Source organism: Amycolatopsis sp. NPDC059021, assembly GCF_042739895.1.
Taxonomy (GTDB): domain Bacteria; phylum Actinomycetota; class Actinomycetes; order Mycobacteriales; family Pseudonocardiaceae; genus Amycolatopsis.
The window spans coordinates 34,070-56,850 of record NZ_JBHYIQ010000051.1 but is presented as its reverse complement, the minus strand read 5'-3'; the positions used below and the strand labels follow the sequence as shown (position 1 = coordinate 56,850).

Genomic DNA, 22,781 nt, shown 5'->3' with positions numbered 1-22,781 from the left:
TCTCGCGCGCGCGGGCGGGCGCGCGCGCCCGCGCCCGCCCCCGCGCGGGCGCGGGCGCGCGCGCCCGGGCGGCCCCTCCCCCCCCGCGCCCCCCCCCCCCCCCCCCCCGGGAGACCCTTTAGGCTTCGCCTCATGGCATTGACCTTCAACGAGGCGACCAAAGCTCTCCTCGACGGCAAGAACTTCCCGGTGCTGGCCACGCTGAACAAGGACGGCTCGGCCCAGACGTCGGTCCTGTGGGCGAAGCGGGACGGCGACACGCTGATCTTCGCGACGGTGCGCGGACGGCTCAAGGAACGCAACATGACCCGCGACCCGCGGGTGTCCGTGTCGATCTTCGACCAGGACAACCCGTACAACTACGTGGAGATCCGCGGCCGCGCGGAGCTGACCGACGAGGGCGGCCGGGAGCTGATCGACGAGCTGTCGCACAAGTACCTGGACAAGCCGTACCCCGAGGAGCCGCCGGAGGTCGTGCGCGTGCTGGTGCGCGTCATCCCCGAGAAGATCGTCGGCAACGCCGCCTGATTGCGTCCTCCGCAACTCGCCGCCGAATCGCCGGATTTCAGTGCGTGGGACGCCACAATTCGGCGGCGAGTCGCAGGTGGACGCGGCTAATGTGGCGGACGTGACCACGATTCGGGCTGTGCTCTTCGACTTCTCCGGCACGTTGTTCCGCCTCGAGCAGGACGAGACCTGGCTGACCGACCTCACCGACCACGACGGCGAGCGGCTCGACCTCGAGGCGCAGACCGAACTCATGCGGCGGATGACCGCCCCGGTCGGCCAGGTGGTCGACCTCGACGCCGAGCATCTGCACGCCTGGCACAACCGCGACCGCGACCCGGTGCTGCACCGGAAGGTCTACCTCGAGGTGCTGCGCCAGTCCGGCGTCCCGCGTCCCGAGCAGGCCGTCGCGCTGTACGACCGGCTGATCGACCCGAGCCAGTGGACGCCGTACCCCGACGCCGAGGCCGCGCTCAAGGGCGCCGCCGGCAAGGGGCTGAAGGTGGGCGTGCTGAGCAACATCGCCTTCGACATCAAGCCCGCGTTCACGCAGCGGGGCTGGGACACCCACGTCGACGAGTTCGTCCTCTCGTACGAGGTCGGCGCGGTGAAGCCGGAGCTGGAGATCTTCCGGACCGCCGTGCAGCGCCTCGGCGTACGCGCCGAGGAGACGCTGATGGTCGGCGACAGCGAGGAAGCCGACGGCGGGGCCAGGGCGCTGGGCTGCGAGTTCGCGCTGGTCGACCCGCTGCCCACGGCCGAGCGGCCGGACGCCCTGCTCGGCGCGCTGCGTGCGCACGGGCTGCTCTGAGCGGCCTTATCCCGCACTGCCACCTTCTGACCGGTTGCGACATCGACCACAGCGACCCCGTACCCTTTGAAGGGTGACCCTCCACCTTTTCGACACCGCGACCCGGAGCGTGCGGGAGTTTCATCCCGTCCGTAGCGGAACGGCGTCCATCTACGTGTGTGGGGCCACCGTGCAGGGCATTCCGCACATCGGGCACGTCCGCGGCTCGCTCAACTACGACGTGCTGCGCCGCTGGCTCGTCCACAGTGGACTCGACGTCGTCCTGGTCCGCAACGTCACCGACATCGACGACAAGATCCTGACCAAGGCCGCCGAGCACGGCAGGCCGTGGTGGGAGTGGGCGGCGACGCACGAGCGCGCGTTCGAGGACGCGTACGACCAGCTCGGCTGCCTGCCGCCGTCGATCAACCCGCGCGCGACCGGGCATGTCACCCAGATGGTGCAGCTCATGGAGCGCCTGATCGAACGCGGCCACGCGTACGCCTCCGACGGCGACGTCTACTTCTCGGTCAAGTCGTTCGACGCTTACGGCAGCCTGTCCGGGCAGCAGCTCGACGACGTCCAGCAGGGCGAGACGCCGACGAGGGGCAAGCGCGACCCGCGCGACTTCACGCTGTGGAAGAGCGCGAAGCCCGGCGAGCCGTCGTGGCCGACGCCGTGGGGCGACGGCCGTCCCGGCTGGCATCTGGAGTGCTCGGCGATGGCGACGACGTACCTCGGCGCCGAGTTCGACATCCACGGCGGCGGCGTCGACCTGGTGTTCCCGCACCACGAGAACGAGCGGGCGCAGTCGAACGCGGCGGGCGATCCGTTCGCGCGGTTCTGGCTGCACAACGCTTGGGTCACCATGTCCGGCGAGAAGATGTCGAAGTCACTGGGCAACACCGTGTCGATCCCGCAGATGCTGAAGGACTACCGGGCGCCCGAGCTGCGGTACTACCTCATCCAGCCGCACTACCGCTCGACCATCGAGTACTCCGACGGCGCGCTGTCGGAGGCCGCGCAGGGCTACCGGCGGATCGAGCAGTTCCTGCGGCGGGCCGCGAGCCAGGCCGGGGTGGTGCCGATCGGCAAGCTCCCCGCCGACTTCGCCGCCGCGATGGACGACGATCTGGCCACCCCGCAGGCGTTCGCCGTGGTCCACAACACGGTCCGCGACGGTAACGCGGCGCTGGACGCGGGCGACACTCCCAAGGCACTCGAAGTCGCCGCCGCCGTGCGCGCGATGACCGACGTGCTCGGTCTCGACCCGCTCTCCGCGCGCTGGTCCGAGGCGGGCGGCTCCGAAACGCCCACCCGGCAGGCGCTGGTCGAACTCGTGGAAGGGCTGCTCGCCGAACGGCAGCAGGCCCGCGCCGAGAAGGACTTCGCCCGCGCGGACGCCGCCCGTGACCGCCTCCAGCAGGCGGGCATCGTGGTGGAGGACACCCCCAACGGTCCACAGTGGACGGTCAGGAACTCCTGACCCGTCCCGGCCGTAACCGAGAACAAGGATCTTCAGCATGGCAGGCAACTCCCGGCGCCAGGGCGCTATCCGCAAGCCCGGCACCAAGAAGGGCCAGGTCGTCGGCTCCGGCGGCCAGCGCCGGAAGGCCCTCGAGGGCAAGGGCCCGACGCCCAAGGCGGAGGACCGGCCCGGACACAAGGCGTACCGCGCGGCCCAGGCGTCGAAGCGTCGTGACGAGCAGCGTACGAAGAAGGCCGACAAGCCGGAGCTGATCGCCGGGCGCAACCCGGTCGTCGAGGCGCTGCGTGCCGACGTACCCGCCGTCGCGCTGTACGTCGCGCTCAACATCGAGCTCGACGACCGCGTCAACGAGGCCGTCCGGCTCGCGGGCGACAAGGGCATCTCGATCCTGGAGATCCCGCGCGAGGAGCTCGACCGCAAGACGAACCGCGCGATGCACCAGGGCCTCGGCCTGCAGGTTCCGCCGTTCGAGTACGTGCACCCGGACGACCTGATGGCGGTGGCGCGGGACTCGGGCCAGACCCCGCTGTTCGTCGCGCTCGACGGCGTCACCGACCCGCGGAACCTGGGTGCGGTGATCCGTTCGGCGGCCGCGTTCGGTGCGCAGGGCGTGCTGCTTCCGGAGCGGCGCAGCGCCGGGATGACCGCCGTCGCGTGGCGGACCAGCGCCGGGACGGCGGCGAAGCTGCCGATCGCGGTGGCGACCAACCTGACCCGCCAGCTCAAGGCGTGGGCTAATGAGGGCCTCATGATCGTGGGTCTCGACGCCGACGGTTCGGTGGACATCGACGAGCTTTCGCTGGCGGCCGACCCGCTGGTCGTCGTGCTCGGGTCGGAGGGGCGCGGGCTGTCGCGGCTCGTGCGGGAGACGTGCGACGCGACCGTGTCCATCCCGATGGCCGCGGGTGTCGAATCGCTGAACGCGTCGGTCGCCGCGGGCGTGCTGCTCGCCGAGGTGGCGCGGCGCCGTCGTATCGCCGGACGGGTCTGAGTCAGCGCCTCATTGGGGCTTTGTCGGTAGTGGGCGGTTGCGTTCGCCCCGGGCCACGCCTGGCGCGGGCTTTCGCGCTGGTCAGCGACGTCGTGAATGGCACATTGGGGACGTTCAACGCCGTCGATGTCCCCTTCGCGACACTCCGGTGCCGGGTCTCATGTCCCGAACGCGTCGTTGGGGACGTTCACCGTCCCCAACGGAGCTTTCGCGACACCGACACCACCACAAGCCCGCCCTGCCAGCCACCAACGTCACCCCGCCACCACCGGGGACGGGAGCAAGGGACCTTTACTACCGCTCCCCTCGCGCGACGAGAGCGAGGGACCTTTGCTATCGCGCGGCGGGAGCGAGGGACCTTTGCTATCGCTCCGGCACCCGACCAGCGGGAACGTGACGCTTCTCGCGCGGCGATGACCGGGCTTCGGCCCACCGGCCGGGGCTAGCAGGTTAAGGTCACCAGCGGATAACCGAGGGGGTCCGCGACCGTGTCGTTCATTTCGCCACTGTTCCTGTGGTACTTCATGCCGGCGGTGCTGCTCGCCGTCCTGGTGTGCCCACGGAGCTGGCGCAACGGCATCGTCGCGGTCGGCAGCCTGCTGTTCTACACGATCGGCGCCGGGTCCTGGCTGCTCCTGCTGCTCGGCTGCATGGTGGTGAACTTCTTCGCCGGGCCGCTGCTGGAGGCGAGCCCGTGGGACATGCACGGCAAACGGCGCAAGCGGATCCTGATCACCGTCATCGCGTTCGACGTCACGATGCTGCTGATCTGGAAGTACGCCGGGTTCGCGACCCAGCAGATCGCGGCCGTCACGCACTGGTTCGGCGGCGACTTCCCGGTGGCGAACCTGGTCGTGCCGATCGGGATCTCGTTCTACACCTTCCACCACATCTCCTACGTGGTGGACATCTACCGCGGCGAGCGGCACGCGCTGCGGAACCCGATCGCGTTCGCCGCGTACATCGCGATGTTCCCGCAGCTGGTCGCCGGCCCGATCGTGCGCTACCGCGAGATCGCCGACCAGCTCCCGCAGCTGCGTTCGCACCGCCTCGACGACATCGCCGCCGGGTTCCCCCGGTTCGCGCTCGGGCTGTGCAAGAAGGCGATCATCGCCGACTCGCTCAGCCCGATGGTCGACGCCTGCTTCGCCACCCCGAGCGAGCACATGACCTTCGCGACCGCGTGGCTCGGCGCGATCGGCTACACGCTCCAGCTGTTCTTCGACTTCTCCGGCTACTCCGACATGGCGATCGGACTGGGCCGGATGCTGGGATTCCGCCTGCCGGAGAACTTCGCGCGGCCGTACTCGTCGGTGACGATCACGGAATTCTGGCGACGCTGGCACATGTCGCTGTCACGCTGGTTCCGCGACTACGTCTACATCCCGCTCGGCGGTAACCGCAACGGCGCCGGGCACACCTACCGCAATCTGTGCGTCGTGTTCGTGCTGACCGGTTTCTGGCACGGCGCGCAGTGGACGTTCCTGGTGTGGGGCTGTTTCCACGGCGCCCTGCTGGTCATCGAGCGTGCCTTCGGCTTCGACCTCGAACCGGCGAACCGCTGGACGCGCATCGCCCGGCGCGCGCTGACGATGGTGCTCGTCGTGTTCGGCTGGGTGTTCTTCAAGTCGGCGGATCTGCCACGCGCGCTGAACATGATCGGCCACATGCTCCTGCCCGACTTCGGCGGTCTCGGCGACGCCGTCGAGAGCGCGCTGACCAACCAGCGGCTCGTCATCCTGATCGCGGCGCTCGCCGTCGTCTTCCTGCCGTCGCATCCGGTGACCGGGCCGCTGCTGGAGTCCTCTCGCAGCAAACCCGCCAACGCGCTGCGCTTCGGGATCATGACCGTCGGGCTCGTCTACGCCGCCATCCTGGTCGCGACCGGCACGTTCAGCCCCTTCCTGTACTACCAGTTCTGAGCGACGGGGACCGCGCGTCTCGCCTGTGAGACTCCCGTCTGACGCTTCTTACTCGCCGCACTTGCCCGCGGACATCGACATCGGAGAAACTAGGACTTGGGGTAATCAGTTCTGGCGAACCGGCGTGCAGCCGTGTGGCTTGGTGGCCGCGTCGGGCAGACCGGTGCGTGAGACGTGACGATCCCTGGTGGTTGCCGGCCGGCCCGCAGCCCCTGGTAGCCCACCGGGGGCCGTGGCGGCGGCAGGCACGGGCCCGAGGTTCTTCCTGGATACGGAGAAACTAGCGTGTCCCACCACTTTTCGGCTGGTAAGAGCAGGCATGAAACCGCGCGGCGCCGGCCGAGGGTTTCGCACATTTGATGGTTAACTACTGACCGGATACGCTTGCACAGCGTGACTTGGTCACTGTCCGGCGTTCCCCCGAATTTCTTATTTCGCTGTTCACTTCGGGCGCGTAAAGTAACTCCCCGCGCTCGAACAGATACGCACTGCACATTTCGTTCGAGCGATCCGAGGAGGTGACCTGTGGCTGCGGATGCCGGGCGGCTCCGCCGTACTCCATTGCACGAGATTTTCTGGACGAGGACGAGTCTTCTGCTGTTCGTTCTCGTCGTGGTCGCTGGCCTCAGCCTGTGGATAGCGAGCACCATGGACGCCGGCGCGGGCAAGACCCTGCTCACGTCGCTCGGAAACGGCACGTTGATCTCCGCCGTGGTCGGATTCGGCCAGACCTTGATCACCGCGAGCGCTTCCCAGCGCGCGCTGGTGACGCCGGTGATCGAAGAAAGCCGCCGGGCGATGGAGGATCTCAGCGCCGAATACCGTTCCCTCAACAAGGAGTTCTTCCCGACGCACGTCTTCGAAGCGACCACCGATCCGGACCCCGCGTTCAACCGGGTGCTCATGACCGATCTGGACGCGACACGGCAGTACTTCTTCCGCGGCTTCTCCGGCCGGCACGCGGCGGCTCGATTGTTGTTGTCCCGCACGGAAAGAGAGTTGCGGGCCGTCATCGCCGACCCCCGGGACGCCGGGGCGATCAGCGGGCGGGCCCGCTATCTGCTGCGCCGCGAGGCTGGCGGCGTCGACCTCGAAGACATCCAGAGCAGACTCGACGAGGAAATCCACATCGGCCTCGCCGGGCTGTTCCTCGCCCGCGGCCGGTGCGCGCAGGTCGACATCACCGTGATCGCGGATCCGCCGCTGGACCGGCTGGAGATGTTCGACGACAGCGTGTGGGTGACGCTCTACAGCGACATCCGCGGCGCGACCAAACTGTACCCGCGCACGCTGCGGTTCACCGCGGGTTCCTTCCTGTACAACATGGAACGGGCCGAGTTCCTGCGCGTCTCGCAGGCGCGCAGCGGCCGCCAGTTCCGCATCACGCCCGCCACCACGCGGGCGGATTTCCTTGCCCTGTTCGAAAAAATCACCGGATCCGCGTTGACGCCGGAGCATTTCCGCGAGCTGGAAGACAAGTTCCATGCCTTCCGGGCGGAGTTCTCCGCCGCGGCCGAGCTAGGGAGCTGACCGACTTGCTCACCCGCTTGTCCCCTCTCACCGATTTGGCCACACAGTTGCGCTCGGCGGCCTTCCCGCTGACGCAGGACTGGGGCACAGTGGACACGTGGTTCCGATCCTGGGTGGCACAGACCGGCCTGCGCACCGAACTCCGCGACTGGTTGCGCTCGCTGAACCACAAGACGGCCGAAGCGATCCTCCGCAGTTCGCGGGAAACGACCACCCACTTCGCCTGGTGCCTGCGTGATTCGCCGAACGAACCGTTTTCGTTCTGGCTGCACGAATACAAACCGCTGGAAGACTGGCGCGAGGGCTACGCCGATACGGTGCACAACCACAGGTATCACTTCTGTACCACCATTCTCCGCGGTAACTACCTCCACGAGCGCTACACAACGACCCGGGATCGGTACACCGGGCTGATCACCGCGGTGCAGCTCAGGCGGCGCACGCTGTGCCAGACGGGTTCGTGCGCGGTGATGCACGCCGACGAATTCCATCGCATACCGGAGGCGGCCGAGCAGACGATGACCTTCCTGGTGAAATCACGGCCGGTGTCCAGTTCCAGTCTTTCCTTCGATCCCACCACCGGTGTCGGGCATCGTCACGTTCCGGTCGAGGTCCGATTGGGGGAACTGGCCACCCGCCTCTAGCTACACACCGACGTCAAAGACGCATACCATTACTCCACCCGTCTTATCCGGAAGCCGGGATCGGAGAGGTGTATGCGTACGCATCAGATTCCGTTACAGAATCGGACTATTCCGCCGTCGATCGTCGCCGCGGTCGAGCACCGAGTGCAGCAGTTGTGCTGGCGTTACGCCAAGCAACTTCCCTTCCACGGCTGGCATCACGTCAGTTTCGTCCGCGCGAAGGCACTCGGTTTCGCCGGGCACAACGGCGCCGACAGCACTGTCGTGGAGGTGGCCGCCCTCGTCCACGACGTGAACTATCTCGTGCTGCGGAACTCCCCGGCCGCCGCGGGCCGGAAGCTGCGGCTGGGGATCCTCGCCGAGTGCGGGGTGCCGGACGATGTCGCGCGGTGGATCGACGAAATCGTCGACGAGGCCGAGATGGCCACCCGTGGCCGCGACATCTCGCTTGAGGCTCAGGCGCTGAGTGATGCCGACACCCTGTTCAAGGCGCTCCCGGTGACGCCGGTGGTGCTGGCCCACCGCTACCTGCGCGAGAACGGCCTGAGTCTCCGCGAGCTGGCCCACAAGATCGTCGGGGAGCAATGCGACGTCCACGACGAGGGCTACTACTTCTACAACCCGGAAGCCGCCGCGACCTACTCGCGGTGGGCGATGGCGAATCTCCAGCTGTGGCAATGCATCAAGGAAGCCGTCGACGATCCGACCGTGGCCGAACTGCTCGACGCGGTGCACGCCGTGGACACGGCGGCGGCCGCGTCCTGACGCCCGGTACGGCTATTGGCCGTAGCCGCGCAGCTTCTCGACCACGTGCTCGATCTCCGCGGGCGGCAGCAGGCTCGGGCTGCCCGCGGAGCGCGCGAGCAGCCAGAGCTGGCACACCCATTCCAGCTGCTGGGCCCGGTGGTACGCCGCGCCCAGCCCGTCGCCGTAGGTGATGGTGCCGTGGTTGGCCAGCAGGCAGCCGCGGCGCTCGTCGAGCGCCTCGAGCATCGCCTTCGCCAGCCTTTCGGTGCCATAGGTGGCATACCGGGCCACCCGCGCCGTCGGTCCGATCGCCGCCAGCATGTAGTGGATCGGCGGAACCTCGTTGACCAGCGTCGACACCGCCGTCGCGTACACCGAGTGCGTGTGCACGACCGCGGTGACCGGTTTGCCGTCCGGATCGGCGGCCTCGTTGTACACGGTGAGATGCATGGGGAGTTCGCTGGTGGGCTTGAGTTCGCCGTCCACCGGCGAACCGTCGAGCGCGACCACCGGGATGTCCGCCGCGGTGAGTTTCTCGTAGTCGACCCCGGTCGGGGTCACCGCGACCCGATCCCCCACCCGCACGGACACATTGCCCGAGGTGCCGACGACCAGACCGTCCGTGGTCATCCGGCGTGCGTACGCGCAGACTTCCGCCCGCTCCTCCGCCAAGATCATTCAGAGCCTCCAGAGCCCGCGCGCGGCCGCGAGACTCGCTTGGTAGTCGGCGTATCCGCGCTCGTAGATCTCGACATTGCCCGGCCGGAATTCCACAGTACGCGCGTTGTCCGCCCAGCGATCACGATCGTAGGGCTGCCCGAGCGCGTCGGCCGCGGTGAGCACCGCGCCGCGGGCACCGACACCCGGATCACCGGGAATGACGATCGGACGGCCGAGCACGTCGGCGAAGATCCGGATCCATCCGGCCGAGCGCACCCCGCCGCCGCAGGCGTACAAGCGGCCGGAAAGCCCGGCTGCTTCGAAACAGTGCCGTGCCGCGTAGGCGACCGACTCGCAGAGCGCGCGCACCAGTTCGGCCCGCCCGGTTTCCAGGCTCAGCCCGGAAAACTGAGCCCGCGCCGTCGCGTCGACGAACGGGGCGCGTTCCCCGGAGACGGACAGGAACGGCAGCGCCTGCACTCCGCCGGCACCCGGCGTCGAACTCGCGAGGAGCGGGTCGATGTCCGCCACGTCGATGCCGAGCAGCTGGCACACCCAGTCGATCCCGGCCGTGCCCACCATCGCGGGCATGGCACGCAGGTACTCGCCGGGCTCCGGAGTACACAGGAACATCCCGGCGGGTTCGCCGTCCGGATCGAACGTCGCGTCCCTGGTCAGTACCTGGCAGGCGAGGGTGGTGCCCGCGGTGAGAATCCCGTCGCCGGGCTCACGCACGCCCGCGCCGATCGCGCTCGCCGGGAGGTCGAACGGGCCCGCCGTGACCGGCAGCCCTGCCGGAAGACCGAGCAACTCCGCGCCCCGGTTGTCCAGGCGGAAAACGGTTTTCGCGGGAGCCGGTTCGGCGAACAGCGAACGCCGGTGGGTGAGACCACAGGCCGCGATCGCGCTCTCGTCGTACTTCCTCGTCGCCGGGTCGAGGAAGGGCAGCGACGCGTCGGAGACGTCGACGGTGATCTCGCCGGTCAGCTGCTGCAGCACCGCGTCCACGCAGTACCCGGCCACCACGGCCCGATCGAGCGCCTCCGGCTCATGAGTGTCCAAAAAGGACATGATCGCCGCCGCGCAGCCGGGGAACATCCCCGAACCCGTGCGCCGGAACACCTCGCGGGTGACACCGTCCGCCTGCCATTTGGCCAGCAGCGCGTTCGCGCGCCCGTCCAGCCAGGAAATGGCGGGACGCACCGCGTCGCCGGCTTCGTCCCGCAGCCACAGCCCGTCACCCTGACCGGTGAGGGCGAGCGCGGTGACCGGCTCCGGCAGCTGGGCGGTGACCTCGCGGACGACCGTGGCGACAGTGCCCACGACCTGGCCGAGATCCTGTTCCACCCGGCCACCGGACAGGTGGTGCACCTCGGACCGGGTGCACGCGGTCGCGACCGACACCCCGGCCTCGTCGAAGACCACCGCCTTGGTCAGCGAGGTGCCGATATCGACGCCGACGATCATGGCCGCTGCCCGAGCACCTCGGGGTTGGCGAGGTTCGCGAGGGTTTCCCCGCGCGCGTACCGGCCGACCTCGGCCGCCACGATCGCGGCGGCCCGCTCGGCGGTCTGCCTGCTCGCACCGGCCAGATGGGGAGTGGCGACGACGTTCGGCACGTCCCGCAGAGCCCAGTCCGCGGGCGGCGGCTCGACGTCGTACACGTCCAGCGCCAGCGCGCCGAGCTTGCCGCTGCGCAAGGCTTCCGGGAGCGGGGCGTAGTCGAGCAGGCCACCGCGCGCGGTGTTCACCAGGATCGCGCCGTGTGGCAGCAACGCCAGCTTCTCCGCGTCGATGAGGTGCCGGGTCTGCTCGGTGAGCCGGGCGTGCAGGCTGACGACATGGCTGTTTCGCAGCAGTTCGTCCAGCTCGACGACGCGGGCGCCGTCCACTGCCACCGCGGCCGGGTCTGCATACGGGTCCGCGACCAGTACCTCGGCACCGAACGCGCCGAGGACCTTGGCCACCCGCGAACCGATCGCGCCGTAGCCGACGAGGCCGACGGTGGTGCCGTTGATTTCGAGACCTGCCTGGTCGTAGGCGTAGTAGTCGCCGCGCCAGGTGCCGCCGAGCAACTCCGCCGAGGACGTCGAAATCCGCCGCATCGCGGCGAGGATCATGCCGATCGCGAACTCGGCCGCCGCGCCGGCGTTGCGGCCGGGCGCGTACGTGACCGCCACACCGGCCTCCGTCGCCGCGGCGAGATCGACGTTCACCGGCCCACCCCGGCACACCGAGACCAGCTTCAGGTTCTCCGCCGCCGCGAAGACCTCCTTGGTGAACGGCGCCATCTGCGTCACGACGACCTCCGCGCCGCCGAGCGCGTCGATCACCTGCTGTTCGGTGCCGCTGGCCTCGTGCACGGTGCCGACGGGCCCGAACGGCTCGACCGGCCACGGCAGCTTCAACTCGGCGATCTCGTGATCACCGTCCAGCTCCGACCGGACCGCTGCGACCAGCAGATCGGGGCCGACGAAATGGTCTCCCGCAGCGAGAATGCGCAACGCTGCTCCTTCCCTCGCTGTTCCAGTAAGAACCCGTGCCGCGTGCTCGTCAACCGCGCGGCGAACGCTTCAGTGAGCTTTCTCGTACTCGGTGATGTGCGCGACCTTGCTCGCGCTGGGCGAGCCCGGATCGAAGCGGTACCCCACCCATTCGGTGACGATCTTCTTGGCCAGCTCGGGGCCGATCGCGCGGGCGCCGAACGTGATCACCTGGCAGTCGTTCGACTTGATCGACCGCTCGGCGGAGTAGGAGTCGTGCGCGACCGTCGCACGCACACCGGGCACCTTGTTGGCCGAGATCGCCATGCCGATCCCGGTGCCACAGACCAGCACCCCGCGATCGGCCTCACCGCGGGCGATCGTCTCGGCGGCCGCCAGCCCGAGCAACGGGTACGCCCGCTCGTCGGCACCGCTGGCCACGCCGAGATCGGTCACCTCGTCGACGCGTTCGTCGGCGAGCAACAGATCCCGCAGCTGGTCCTTCAGCCCGACCCCGGCGTTGTCCGCCGCCACCACGATCCGCATCAGTTCTCGTCCTTTCCCACAACCTCGCCGACAGCGGTGACCAGCAGCGAGAAGGAGACGGCCCCGGGGTCGGGGTGTCCCTTGCTGCGCTGCGCCAGCCGCGCGGCACGTCCCTTGGCGGGCACCAGGTGCGCTGTCGACTCGGCCGCCGTCACCGCCGCCGAAGCCGCCTTCCGCCATGCCTGCGCGACGTCCGCGCCGTCTTCCGCCTGTTCTCGCAGGACCGTGCGGAAGGGCTCGATCGCGTCCAGCATCGTCTTGTCACCGGGCTCGGCCTTGCCGAGTTCGACGAAGGCACGCACGGCTTTCTCCACCGCCGCCGCGAGGTGGCCCGCAGTGATCTCGTCGCCGCCGAGACCACTCAGCCCGGCGCCGGTTTCCGCCAGCAGGACGCCGTACAGCGCGCCGGACGCACCGCCCGCGGCGTCCGCGAAGGCCGTGCCCGCCGCGAGCAGTGCGCCGGAGATCGTCTCGCTTTCCCGCCGCGCCGCGGCCACCGCCGCGCGCATCCCGCGGGTCATGCCGAGCCCGTGGTCCCCGTCCGCCGCGACGGCGTCCAGCCTGCCCAGCTCGTCCTCGTTCGCCTCTATGCTCTGCAACGCCGCCGTCAGCGCCCTGTCCACCACGGTGCTGCCCGGCTGTGTCCCGGCCAGCAGTTCGTCCACTGTGGACTCCAGGTCGACCTTCGCCAGCACCGAACCGGTGTTGCGGTAGCCCGGGGTGTCACACGGCGCCGCGTACAGCTCGGCCAGTTCGTCGTCCAGCACCATGACCGACAGCGAAACGCCCGCCATGTCCAGCGAGGTCACGAACTCGCCGACCTCGGTGTGCAGCGGGCTCAGCCCCGCCGCGGCCAGCCGCTCGTGCACCCGGGTGTAGGTGACGAACATTTCCTCGTACTTGGTGCGGCCGAGACCGTTGAGCAGCACCACGATCCGCCCGTCACCCTCCGGAAGCTCGGGCAGCAGCCCATCGACCAGTTCGTCGGCCAGTTCGGCCGCGGACAGCCTGCCGACCGTGCGCACGCCGGGCTCGCCGTGGATCCCGAGCCCGAGTTCCATCTCCCGCTCGCCGACGGTGAACAGCGGCTCGGCCGCGCCGGGCAGCGTGCAGCCGCCGAACGCGACACCGAACGTCCTGATTCGCGCGTTCGCCTTCTCGGCCGCCGCGTACACCCCGGCGAGGTCATCACCGCGTTCGGCCGCGGCACCGGCGATCTTGAACACCAGGAAATCGCCCGCGACACCACGACGACGCTCGGGATTCTCCGCAGGACCGCTCGCGATGTCATCGGTGACCAGGATCGTGCGGCTCTCGACACCCTCGGCGGCCAGCCTGCGCGCGGCCAGTCCGAAGTGGAGCACGTCGCCCTGGTAGTTCCCGTATCCGAAAAGGACTCCGGCACCGCTCTCGGCCGCCCGCGCGGTGCGGTACACCTGCTCGGCGCTCGGGCTGGTGAACACGTCACCCACCACCGCGCCGTCGGCGAGGCCGGGCCCGACCAGCCCGGCGAACGCCGGGTAGTGCCCGCAGCCACCGCCGATGACCACCGCGACCTTGCCGGGCCGGGTGTCCTCACGGCGCACGACGCCGTAGGCGCCGGGCACCTTGCGGACCGTGCGGCCGTACGCGGTGGCGAACCCGTCCAGCCATTCGCGCTTGAACGTCTCCGCGGTACCGAGAGTCGTCATGTCATTCTCCTGCCGCCACCGGCTCACCGGCCAGATAGGCCAGCAGCTTCCGGCGCACGTCGTCATTGCTTTCCGCCACCGCGCTGGCCAGCTCCAGCGCGTCCGGCTTCGGCGGATACGTCGGGTTCGGCAGCGCGATCACGGTCAGCCCGGCGGCCGCGGCCGCGCGGATCCCGTTGCTGGAGTCCTCCACGCCGAGGCATTCCGCGCCGGACCGGCCGAGCCGGGACGCCGCTTCCAGGTACACGTCCGGGCTTGGCTTGCCCCTGGCCACTTCGGCGCTCGACACCGTCGCGGTGAACTCGCCGGTCAGCTCGTGCTTTTCGAGCACCGCGTCGATCACCCGGCGGGCCGCGGACGACGCGAGCGCGACCGGCACCCGCGCGCTGACCTCGCGCACCATGGCACCCGCACCCGGCAGCAGCGGCGCCTCACCGGCCTCGATCGACGCGATCATGCCGTCGACCACGGCCTGCTCCACTTCGCGTGCACGGCTCGGTTCGCCGCACCGGCGCGCCAGGTAAGCAGCCCATTCGGGGGCACTCATCCCCTGCACCGACGCGGTGTCCTCAGCCGTCCACTCGATCTGGTGCCGGGCCGCGTAGGCGACCCAGTTCTCCTCCCAGAGGTGTTCACTGTCGACCAGGACACCGTCCAGGTCGAATACCACCGCACCGAGCCCCATCAAGATCCCCTTTCACACGGACGATGTTAAGTTAACATCGTCTATGAGATGTTCGCAAGAGCGAGGAGGAACAGTGGTCACACGACTGCTGCTGGCCAGGCACGGCCAGACGGAGTGGCACGCGGAGAACAGGTACGCAGGCAGCAGCGAGGTGGCGCTGACCGAGGAGGGACTCCGCCAGGCGGAAGCACTCGCGGAGTACGCACGCGACGCGAAGCCGACGGCGTTGTTCTGTTCGCCTCAGCAGCGCGCCATCCGCACGATGGAGCCCACGGCGACCGCGCTCGGGATGACGCCGACGATCGTCGAAGGCCTGCGTGAATCGCACTTCGGCATCGCGGAGGGCCGGACCCGCGAGGAGCTGCGGGAGTCCGATCCCCTGGCGCTGCAACGGTTCCTGGCGAATCCGGTGGACGGCGCGTTCCCCGGCTCCGAACCGCCTGCCGAGGTCGCGGCGCGTGGGGTGGCCGCGCTCCGCGAGGTCGCCGCGGCCGCCGACGGTGGCACCGCGCTCGTCGTCGCGCACAACACGCTGCTCCGGCTGGTCCTGTGCGCGATGCTGGGCATTCCACTGAGGACGTATCGCACGGTGTTCCCGCGCGTGGACAACGTCGCGCTCACCGAACTGCGGATCGACGGCGAAAACACCGCCCTGCTCCGCTTCAACACCCCGGTGAACGCGCGATACTGAACCCATGTCCAGCGAGAAACCGACGAGCGGCAGCGCCCACTCCCGCGACCGCCGCCAGCAGATGCTGGTCGACACGATCTTCTCGAAGGGGTCGGCGTCGATCCTGGAGCTGGTGCGGCTGTCCGGCGTCAGTCACATGACCGTGCACCGGGACGTGGACGAGCTCGTGCGCAAGGGACTGGTCCGCAAGTACCGCGGCGGCGTTTCGGCCATGCCCTCGACGGTGTTCGAGAGCAACGCCGAGTACCGGATGCAGGCGCACGCGGAGGCCAAGGCGTCGATCGCGCGACGGGCGCTGGACGAGGTCGAGCCGGGGATGTCGGTCCTGCTCGACGACTCGACGAGCGCGCTGGCACTGGCCAAGCTGCTGGGCGAGGTCACGCCGCTGACCGTCGCGACGAACTACCTCGGCGCCCTCGACCTGCTCAAACAGCTCGACGAGGTCCGGCTGATCTGCATCGGCGGCGACTACTCCAGCACGCACGACTCGTTCCTCGGCATGCAGAGCCTGGAGGCGATCGAGCGGCTTTCGGTGGACGTCGCGTTCGTCTCGACGTCGGCGATGAACACCGAGCAGACGTTCCACCAGGAGCCCGAGATCGTGATGATCAAGCGGGCGATGCTGGCCAGCGCGCGGCAGAAAGTCCTGCTGATGGACTCGAGCAAGATGTCGCGCGCCGCGCTGCACCGGCTGGCCCCGCTTTCGGACTTCGACCTGCTGATCGTCGATGCCGGCACGGATCGCCACGTGCTCGACGAACTGCGGAACCGGGTGAAGGTCGCGGTCGCGGACTGAGTTCGCCGGGGCCGATGAGCCGAGGGACGCCCTGGGTGCACTGAACGCACCGAGGGACGCCCTCGTCGCAACCAATGCACCGAAGGGGCCCTTCAGCGCATCCAACGCACTGAAGGCGTCCTTCAGGGACAACCCAAGATCGACGCGGTGGGTAGCCGCGCGACGACGCCCCGAGTTAACACGAAGAAGTTCGAACTAACATCTTGTGTGCGAAGTTAACACGGTCCATGATACGTTGAACTCGACGCATGGAGGCGTGCATGAGCCAGACAACATCGGGGTTGTCCCCAGCGCGGAGCGGCGGATTCGCCCGCGTGCTCACGAGGTGGGGGCTGCCCGCACCCCTGTTCTGCGGGTACCTCGGCCTGCTGCTGTTCATGATCGGTGACGGAGTCGAATCCGGCTTCATCGCGCCGTTCATGGCGAGCAACGGGGCCGGCACGGAGATCAGGGCGTCCTATGTGATCACCGTGTACGGCGTCGCGGTGATGCTGGCGTCCTGGCTGTCCGGCGCGCTGTCGGATCTGTGGGGGCCGCGCCGGGTGATGATGGCCGGGCTCGCCATCTGGCTGGTGTTCGACGTCCTGTTCCTGGCCGCCGCGGTCGGCACCGGGAACTACCCGCTGATGCTGATCTTCTACGGGATCCGCGGCTTCGGCTATCCGATGTTCGCCTTCGGCTTCCTGGTGTGGATCACCGCGGTGGCACCGGTCGCGCGGCTCGGCGCGGCGGTCGGCTGGTTCTACTTCGCCTTCACCGGCGGGCTGCCCACGCTGGGCGCGCTCGTCGCCAGCTTCACCAACCCGCTGCTCGGGCACTACGGGACACTGTGGGTCTCGGTGGGCCTGCTCGCGCTCGGCGGCCTGATCGCGATCTTCGGCGTCCGGCAGCGCACCGGGTACTCGCGGCTCGCTCCGCCGGACGTGAAACCCGTGCAGAGCCTGGTGTCCAGCGTGTCGATCGCGTGGAAGAAGCCCCGGGTCGGGATCGGCATGATCGTCCGCGTCATCAACACCGCGCCCGAGTTCGGCATGCTCGTGTTCTTCCCGACGATCTTCATCAGCCAGATCGGGTTCGGCGAGAGCCGCTGGCTGCTGCTGGTGTCGGTGATCTACGGGACGAACATCTTCTTCAACCTGATCTTCGGCGTGCTGAGCGACAAGATCGGCTGGCGCACCACGATCTTCTGGTTCGGCGCGGTCGGCTGCGCGATCTCCATCCTGCTGCTGTACTTCGTCCCGGTGGCGATGGGCGCGCAGTACTACTGGCTCGCGCTGATCGTCGGCGCGCTGTACGGCGCGACGCTCGCCGGATTCGTGCCGATCTCGGCGCTGCTGCCCTCGCTGGCGCCTGACCACAAGGGCGGCGCGATGGCACTGCTCAACCTCGGCGCGGGCGCGGCCGCGTTCGTCGGCCCGGCGATCGTGAGCCTGTTCCTCGGCCCGGCAGGGGCCGCGGGCGTGGTCATCATCTTCGCGGTGCTCTACCTCGTCGCCGCGGTGCTGGTGCGCTTCCTGAAACTGCCCGAGGAGACCGAAAAGGCGATCGCGGAGGACGCGAGCCTGCAACAAGTCGGAGAGAAGGTCGCGACAGCGTGAACGAGCTGGTCACCATCGGCCTCGACGTCGCCACCGCGGGGGTCCGTGCCCTCGCGGTGCGCGACGGCACCGTGCTGGCCTCCGCCGCCGAACCGCTGGCCGCGCCGGTCAGGGACGGCAGCGGACACAGCGAGCAGGACGCGAGGTCGTGGTGGCCCGCGGCCGAGGCGGCGCTGGGGCGGGTCACCGCCGCGCTGCCCGGCCACGGCTCCGAGGTGGCCGCGGTGGCGATCGCGGCCACCTCGGGCACCATCGCCGGGGTCGATTCCCGCGGCGAGCCGGTCGGCCCGGCGCTGATGTACGACGACCGGCGCGGCGCCGAGTACAACGCGAAAGCGGCGGAGCTGGGTGCCGAACGCTGGCGGGCACTCGGGTCCGGGGTGTCGGCGACCTCGGCGCTCGGCCGGATCGCCTGGCTCGCCGAGCACGTCCCCGAGGTCACGAAGATCCAGCACACCGCGGACCTGATCGCGGCGAAGCTGACCGGCGGCCCGGTCGCGGCCGACTGGTCACACGCGTTGAAGAGCGGTTACGACCCCCGCGCCCGCGAATGGCCGCACGAGGTGTTCGCGGGGCTGGGCGTGCCCGAAAGCTTGCTCCCGCCGGTGGTCGCGCCGGCCACCGTGCTCGGCCGGGTCCCCCAGCCCGTCGCCGGGCTTCCGGCGGGCTGCGAGGTGGTCGCCGGGATGACCGACGGCTGTGCCGGACAGCTCGCGGCCGGTGCGGTCGCGCCAGGGCAGTTCGTCGGGATTCTCGGCACCACGTATGTCCTCAAGGGAGTGACGGCCGAACTGGTCCCGGATCCGGCCGGCGTCGTCTACAGCCACCGCCATCCCGACGGCTGGTGGTTGCCGGGCGGGGCCTCGAACACCGGTGGCGAGGCCGTTTCCGGCGAGCCTGATCTGCCCGCGCTCGACGCCGCGGCGGCCGCGCGCGGGCCTGCCGGGATCGTCGCCTATCCGTTGCGGCGCACCGGGGAACGCTTTCCGTTCGCCAGTGCGGAGGCCGAGGGGTTCGTGCTCGGCACCCCGGCCGACGAAGCCGAACTGCACCGGGCGCGGCTCGAAGGGGTCGCTTTCCTCGAACGTCTCGCCCTGGACCATCTACGCCGGCTCGGCGTGGCAATGACGGGCCCGTTGCTGGCGGCGGGCGGCGGCAGCCGCAGTCCACTGTGGACACGTATCCGGGCGAGCGTGACCGGGCTCGGCCTGCGCGTCGCCCCGAACGCCGAGACGGGCTACGGCGCGGCGTTGCTCGCCGCGGCCGGGGTGCTCCCGGGCGGTCTCACCGCGGTGTGCGGGGAGCTGCCCGGGGGCACCCTGATCGAACCCGAGGTGGCCGAGCAGGAGGCGCTTTCCGCTTCCTACCGGCGTTTTTGCGCAGCACTCCATGAACGCGGGTGGATCGACAGCGAGCTGTACGCCACCACGCAGCGCTGAACCGCGCGCTCAGCCTTCCCGCGGCGTGGGGCTCGGCGCGTTCTCGTCCGAGGTGACAGGCTCGGCGGCAGCGGGCTCGGCGGACTCGTCCGACGGAGTCAGCAGTCGGACAGCCTCCTGCACGGCGGCGTCGGTGGCGGCGAGCCGCTCCGCGACCTTCGCGCGCAGTTCGAGCGCCAGCGTCCGCTGCTTGTCGGCCTCAGCCTGCTTGGCGGTAGCGTCGGCGAGGGCGGCGTCGGTCTGCGCCTTCTTGGCCGTGATCTCCTCGGCCGCGATCCGGTCGGCCTCGGCGCGCTTGGCCGCTGCCTCCTCCTCGGCCTTCTTGTCCGCCTCGGCGCGGGCCTCCTGCGCGGCCTTGTCGAGCTGCTCGCGCTTCTTGCTCGCCTCGGCTTCGAGCCGCTCGATCTCCGCGCGGGTGTCGGCGAGCAGCTTCTCGCGTTCGTCCTGCGCTTCCTTGGCCAGCTTGTCACTCGTGCGCTGGGTCTCGTGGGCGTACTTGTCCGCCTCCTCCCGCGTCGAGGCCGCGTCCGCTTCGGCGGCGGTCCGCAGATCGGCGGCCTCCTCCTCGGCGAGCTGCATCATCATGCGGACGCGCTCGGCCATCGCACCGGCGCCGGTGGGGCTGGAGTTCAGCCGCACCAGTGCGGCCTTGGCCTCCGCCAGCTCCTGCTGCGCGTAGCTGAGCGCTTTCGAGAGTTCTCCGGACGTGGCGACGGCCTCGTCGCGACCGTGAGCCGCCTCCTTGAGCTGAGCGATCAGCTCCGTGAGGCGCTCGTCGACCTGACGCTGGTTGTAACCCCGGACGGTGACGGCGAATTGGGCTGTTTTGGGGGTGGGCTCGGACTTCTCGGGAGCGACCATTGCGCCACCTTAGTGAGCGCGGCTGCGCGCGCAAATACCGCCGAACGGCTTCATTACGATATTTGGTCCCCCCGGTCACGCATGGCATCCTGCTTTGTTGACAGGGTGTTAGCAGCCGCGCCGACGTACTCCCTGCCGCGGAGGCGCCATAGGACAGCGCGGGAGGCCACAGTGGACGTTCCGGCGATCCTCGACGACATCCGCGCCCACTGGCACGTCTACGCCACGATGCCGCTCATCGCCGCGCTGATCGGCTACCTCACCAAGCGGGTCGCGATCGAGATGATGTTCCGGCCGCTCGAATTCGTCGGCGTCAGGCCGGTCTTCGGCTGGCAGGGCGTGATTCCGGCGAACGCGCGGCGGATGGCGACCACCGCCGTCGATCTGCTGACCAAGAACCTCGTCGACCCGCGAGAGATGTTCGCGCGGCTCGACCCGGACGAGATGGTCAAGGAACTCGAAGAGCCACTGCTGAAGGCTGTCGACGACGTCACGCGGGAAGTGATGGAGCAATATCAGCCGCGGCTGTGGGAGTTGCTGCCCACGCAGGCGCAGCGGATGCTCGTCGATCAGGTCCGCGCGCAGGCACCCAAGGCCGTCAAGCGGCTGATGCGTGAAGTCTCGACGAACATCGACGAAGTCCTCGATGTCAACGACATGCTGATCAACGCGATGGTGCGGGACAAGTCGCTGACCAACCGGCTCATCCGCGAGGTCGCGGCCCCGGAGTTCAAGTTCATCGCGCGGTCCGGAATCTACTTCGGATTCGTGATCGGCCTCGTCCAGTTCGTCGCGTGGGCGCTGACGAAGCAGCCGTTGATCATGCCGCTCTTCGGCTTCGTCACCGGGTTCGTCACCGACTGGCTCGCCCTCAAGATGATCTTCTATCCGCGCGAACCGCGTGGTTTCGGTTTCTTCCGCTGGCAAGGCATGTTCCAGAAGCGACGTCGTCAGGTGGCGGCCGACTACGGCGCGCTCATCGCCGACGAGGTGCTGACCGTGCGCAACGTGATGGAGGCCGTGCTCGCCGGGCCGAAGTCGGACCGGCTGTTCGCGATGATCACCCGCGAGGTCCAGCGCACCATCGACACGCAGACGAGCATCGCGAAGCCGCTCGTCGCGCTGACGGTCGGCGGACGCCAGTACCAGGAGATGAAACGCGCGGCCGCGGCGAAGGCGATCGCGTACCTGCCGGAGACCGTCAAGCACGTCGAGAGTTACGCCACCGACGCGCTCGACGTCCGGAACACCATCGTCGAGAAGATGCAACAGCTCACCCCGATCGAGTTCGAGGGGATCCTGCGGCCCGCGTTCCGGCAGGACGAATGGAAACTGATCGCCGTCGGGGCGATCATCGGCGGTCTGGTCGGTGAACTCCAGGTGCTCCTGCTGCTCCACTGACCCGCCGACGAGCCCGAATCCGGAGTGCCCGCCCCGCACGGGATAACGTTCCGGGCGTGGACGCCGTCATCGCCGACCTGCACCAGCACTGGCAGGTCTACCTCACGATGCCGTTCATCGCGGCCTTGATCGGGTACGTCACCAAGCGGGTCGCGATCGAGATGATGTTCCGGCCGCTCGACTTCGTCGGCGTCAAACCGGTCTTCGGCTGGCAGGGCGTGCTCCCGGCGAACGCCGAGCGGATGGCGACCACGGCCACCGACATGCTGACGACGAACCTCGTCGATCCCAAAGAGATCTTCGCTCGCCTCGACCCCGCCCAGGTCGCCAAGGAGATCGAGCAGCCGCTGCTGCGCGTGGTGGAGGACGTCACCCGCGAGGTCATGGAGACCTATCAGCCGCGGCTGTGGGAAATGCTCCCGAACACCGCGCAGCAATTGCTGCTCAAGCGCGTCCAGGCCGAGGCGCCGAAGGCGATCACCAAGATCATGCGGGAGATCGCGGACAACATCGAGGACGTGCTCGACCTCAAGCACATGGTCGTGGAGAACCTGGTCCGCGACAAGGCCTTGCTGAACCGGCTGATCCGCGACATCTCGCGACCGGAGATGCGGTTCATCGCCCGCTCGGGAATCTGGTTCGGCTTCGCGCTCGGCTGTGTGCAGCTGGTGGTGTGGGCGCTGACGAAGTCGCCGATCGTGCTGCCGTTGTTCGGGCTGGGCATCGGCTGGGTCACCGACTGGCTGGCACTGAAGATGATCTTCCTGCCGCGCGAGCCGAAGCGGTTCTTCGGCGTGTACACCTGGCAGGGCATCTTCCAGAAGCGCCGGGACCAGGTCGCCGCCGACTACGGCGACATGATCGCGCGCGAGATCATCACGATCCCGAATCTGCTGGAGGCGGTGCTGCGCGGGCCGAAGTCGGACCGGCTGTTCACCATGATCACCCGTGAGGTCCAGCGGACGATCGACCAGCAGGCCAGCGTCGTCAAGCCGTTCGTCGCGATCGCTGTCGGGACGAAGCGGTTCCAGGAGATGAAGCAGGTCGCGGCGGAGAAGGCGGCGGAGCGCGTTCCGGAGACGATCCGGCACGCGGAGGCGTACGCGGTCAACGCGCTCGACGTGCGCAACACGATCGTCGACCGCATGCGCAGGCTGACCGCGCTGGAGTTCGAACAGCTGCTGCGCCCGGCGTTCCGGCAGGACGAGTGGAAGCTGATCGCGGTCGGTGCGTTGATCGGCGGCCTCGTCGGTGAACTGCAGGTTCTCGCCCTGTTGCACTGACTCGTGCGGTGTCCCGGTGACCCGCTA

General features: G+C 69.0%; 21 protein-coding genes. 14 read left to right on the top strand and 7 right to left on the bottom strand.

All coding sequences use genetic code 11. From position 1 onward, the window contains the following. Positions 1-132 precede the first annotated feature (132 nt). The 8 genes from ACFWX1_RS27485 to ACFWX1_RS27450 all read left to right on the top strand — a co-directional run bounded on the left by ACFWX1_RS27485 (position 133) and on the right by ACFWX1_RS27450 (position 8,638). A complete protein-coding gene (locus ACFWX1_RS27485) occupies positions 133-528 on the top strand; it encodes a PPOX class F420-dependent oxidoreductase (protein WP_378392042.1) in 396 nt (131 codons plus the stop codon). 100 nt (positions 529-628) lie between these two features. Continuing rightward, positions 629-1,318, top strand: coding sequence for an HAD family hydrolase (locus tag ACFWX1_RS27480; protein ID WP_378392040.1), 690 nt, complete (start codon positions 629-631; stop codon positions 1,316-1,318). A 73-nt stretch (positions 1,319-1,391) separates the two neighbouring features. Then, positions 1,392-2,783, top strand: a complete 1,392-nt coding sequence (gene cysS, locus ACFWX1_RS27475; RefSeq protein ID WP_378392038.1) for a cysteine--tRNA ligase — start codon at positions 1,392-1,394, stop codon at positions 2,781-2,783. Positions 2,784-2,820: 37 nt separating this feature from the next. Beyond that, positions 2,821-3,777, top strand: a complete 957-nt coding sequence (gene rlmB, locus ACFWX1_RS27470) for a 23S rRNA (guanosine(2251)-2'-O)-methyltransferase RlmB (protein ID WP_378392036.1) — start codon at positions 2,821-2,823, stop codon at positions 3,775-3,777. A gap of 488 nt (positions 3,778-4,265) precedes the next feature. After that, positions 4,266-5,699 (top strand): MBOAT family O-acyltransferase, encoded by a 1,434-nt coding sequence (locus ACFWX1_RS27465; RefSeq protein ID WP_378392034.1) that lies wholly within the window; start codon positions 4,266-4,268, stop codon positions 5,697-5,699. Between the two features lie 648 nt (positions 5,700-6,347). Further along, complete coding sequence (locus ACFWX1_RS27460) at positions 6,348-7,229, top strand: hypothetical protein (protein WP_378392066.1); 882 nt, start codon at positions 6,348-6,350, stop codon at positions 7,227-7,229. A 5-nt stretch (positions 7,230-7,234) separates the two neighbouring features. Then, positions 7,235-7,873 (top strand): hypothetical protein, encoded by a 639-nt coding sequence (locus tag ACFWX1_RS27455; RefSeq protein ID WP_378392032.1) that lies wholly within the window; start codon positions 7,235-7,237, stop codon positions 7,871-7,873. 72 nt (positions 7,874-7,945) lie between these two features. Next, positions 7,946-8,638: an HD family phosphohydrolase gene (locus tag ACFWX1_RS27450; RefSeq protein WP_378392030.1), complete on the top strand. Its 693-nt coding sequence runs from the start codon at positions 7,946-7,948 to the stop codon at positions 8,636-8,638. Between the two features lie 12 nt (positions 8,639-8,650). Here the strand turns inward: ACFWX1_RS27450 and ACFWX1_RS27445 are convergent, their stop codons facing one another. The 6 genes from ACFWX1_RS27445 to ACFWX1_RS27420 form a co-directional block, all read right to left on the bottom strand. Beyond that, positions 8,651-9,298, bottom strand: coding sequence for a class II aldolase/adducin family protein (locus ACFWX1_RS27445; protein ID WP_378392028.1), 648 nt, complete (start codon positions 9,296-9,298; stop codon positions 8,651-8,653). Then, a complete protein-coding gene (locus tag ACFWX1_RS27440) occupies positions 9,299-10,747 on the bottom strand; it encodes an FGGY family carbohydrate kinase (RefSeq protein ID WP_378392026.1) in 1,449 nt (482 codons plus the stop codon). Next, the gene (locus ACFWX1_RS27435; RefSeq protein WP_378392024.1) at positions 10,744-11,784 is read right to left on the bottom strand and encodes a 2-hydroxyacid dehydrogenase; all 1,041 of its coding nucleotides are present in this window, start codon (positions 11,782-11,784) and stop codon (positions 10,744-10,746) included. The genes ACFWX1_RS27440 and ACFWX1_RS27435 overlap by 4 nt, the downstream gene beginning before the upstream one ends. A gap of 69 nt (positions 11,785-11,853) precedes the next feature. Further along, a complete protein-coding gene (locus ACFWX1_RS27430) occupies positions 11,854-12,309 on the bottom strand; it encodes an RpiB/LacA/LacB family sugar-phosphate isomerase (protein ID WP_345406389.1) in 456 nt (151 codons plus the stop codon). Beyond that, positions 12,309-14,000 carry a dihydroxyacetone kinase family protein gene (locus tag ACFWX1_RS27425; RefSeq protein WP_378392022.1) on the bottom strand — a complete coding sequence of 564 codons (1,692 nt, stop codon included), beginning with the start codon at positions 13,998-14,000 and terminating at the stop codon, positions 12,309-12,311. The genes ACFWX1_RS27430 and ACFWX1_RS27425 overlap by 1 nt, the downstream gene beginning before the upstream one ends. A 1-nt stretch (position 14,001) precedes the next feature. Then, complete coding sequence (locus ACFWX1_RS27420) at positions 14,002-14,685, bottom strand: HAD family hydrolase (RefSeq protein WP_378392021.1); 684 nt, start codon at positions 14,683-14,685, stop codon at positions 14,002-14,004. Between the two features lie 73 nt (positions 14,686-14,758). Between ACFWX1_RS27420 and ACFWX1_RS27415 the strand changes: the two genes are divergently transcribed. From ACFWX1_RS27415 to ACFWX1_RS27400, 4 genes are all read left to right on the top strand, one after another. Beyond that, complete coding sequence (locus ACFWX1_RS27415; RefSeq protein ID WP_378392019.1) at positions 14,759-15,376, top strand: histidine phosphatase family protein; 618 nt, start codon at positions 14,759-14,761, stop codon at positions 15,374-15,376. Between the two features lie 4 nt (positions 15,377-15,380). After that, complete coding sequence (locus tag ACFWX1_RS27410) at positions 15,381-16,172, top strand: DeoR/GlpR family DNA-binding transcription regulator (RefSeq protein ID WP_378392017.1); 792 nt, start codon at positions 15,381-15,383, stop codon at positions 16,170-16,172. A 260-nt stretch (positions 16,173-16,432) separates the two neighbouring features. Continuing rightward, positions 16,433-17,770, top strand: a complete 1,338-nt coding sequence (locus ACFWX1_RS27405; RefSeq protein ID WP_378392015.1) for an MFS transporter — start codon at positions 16,433-16,435, stop codon at positions 17,768-17,770. Then, positions 17,767-19,209, top strand: a complete 1,443-nt coding sequence (locus ACFWX1_RS27400; protein WP_378392013.1) for an FGGY-family carbohydrate kinase — start codon at positions 17,767-17,769, stop codon at positions 19,207-19,209. Before ACFWX1_RS27405 ends, ACFWX1_RS27400 begins: the two co-directional genes overlap by 4 nt. A gap of 9 nt (positions 19,210-19,218) precedes the next feature. Here the strand turns inward: ACFWX1_RS27400 and ACFWX1_RS27395 are convergent, their stop codons facing one another. Continuing rightward, complete coding sequence (locus ACFWX1_RS27395; RefSeq protein WP_378392011.1) at positions 19,219-20,070, bottom strand: hypothetical protein; 852 nt, start codon at positions 20,068-20,070, stop codon at positions 19,219-19,221. 171 nt (positions 20,071-20,241) lie between these two features. Between ACFWX1_RS27395 and ACFWX1_RS27390 the strand changes: the two genes are divergently transcribed. Both ACFWX1_RS27390 and ACFWX1_RS27385 read left to right on the top strand, forming a co-directional pair. After that, positions 20,242-21,471: a DUF445 domain-containing protein gene (locus tag ACFWX1_RS27390; RefSeq protein WP_378392009.1), complete on the top strand. Its 1,230-nt coding sequence runs from the start codon at positions 20,242-20,244 to the stop codon at positions 21,469-21,471. Positions 21,472-21,527: 56 nt separating this feature from the next. Continuing rightward, positions 21,528-22,754, top strand: coding sequence for a DUF445 domain-containing protein (locus ACFWX1_RS27385; RefSeq protein WP_378392007.1), 1,227 nt, complete (start codon positions 21,528-21,530; stop codon positions 22,752-22,754). The last annotated feature ends 27 nt before the right edge of the window (positions 22,755-22,781 follow it).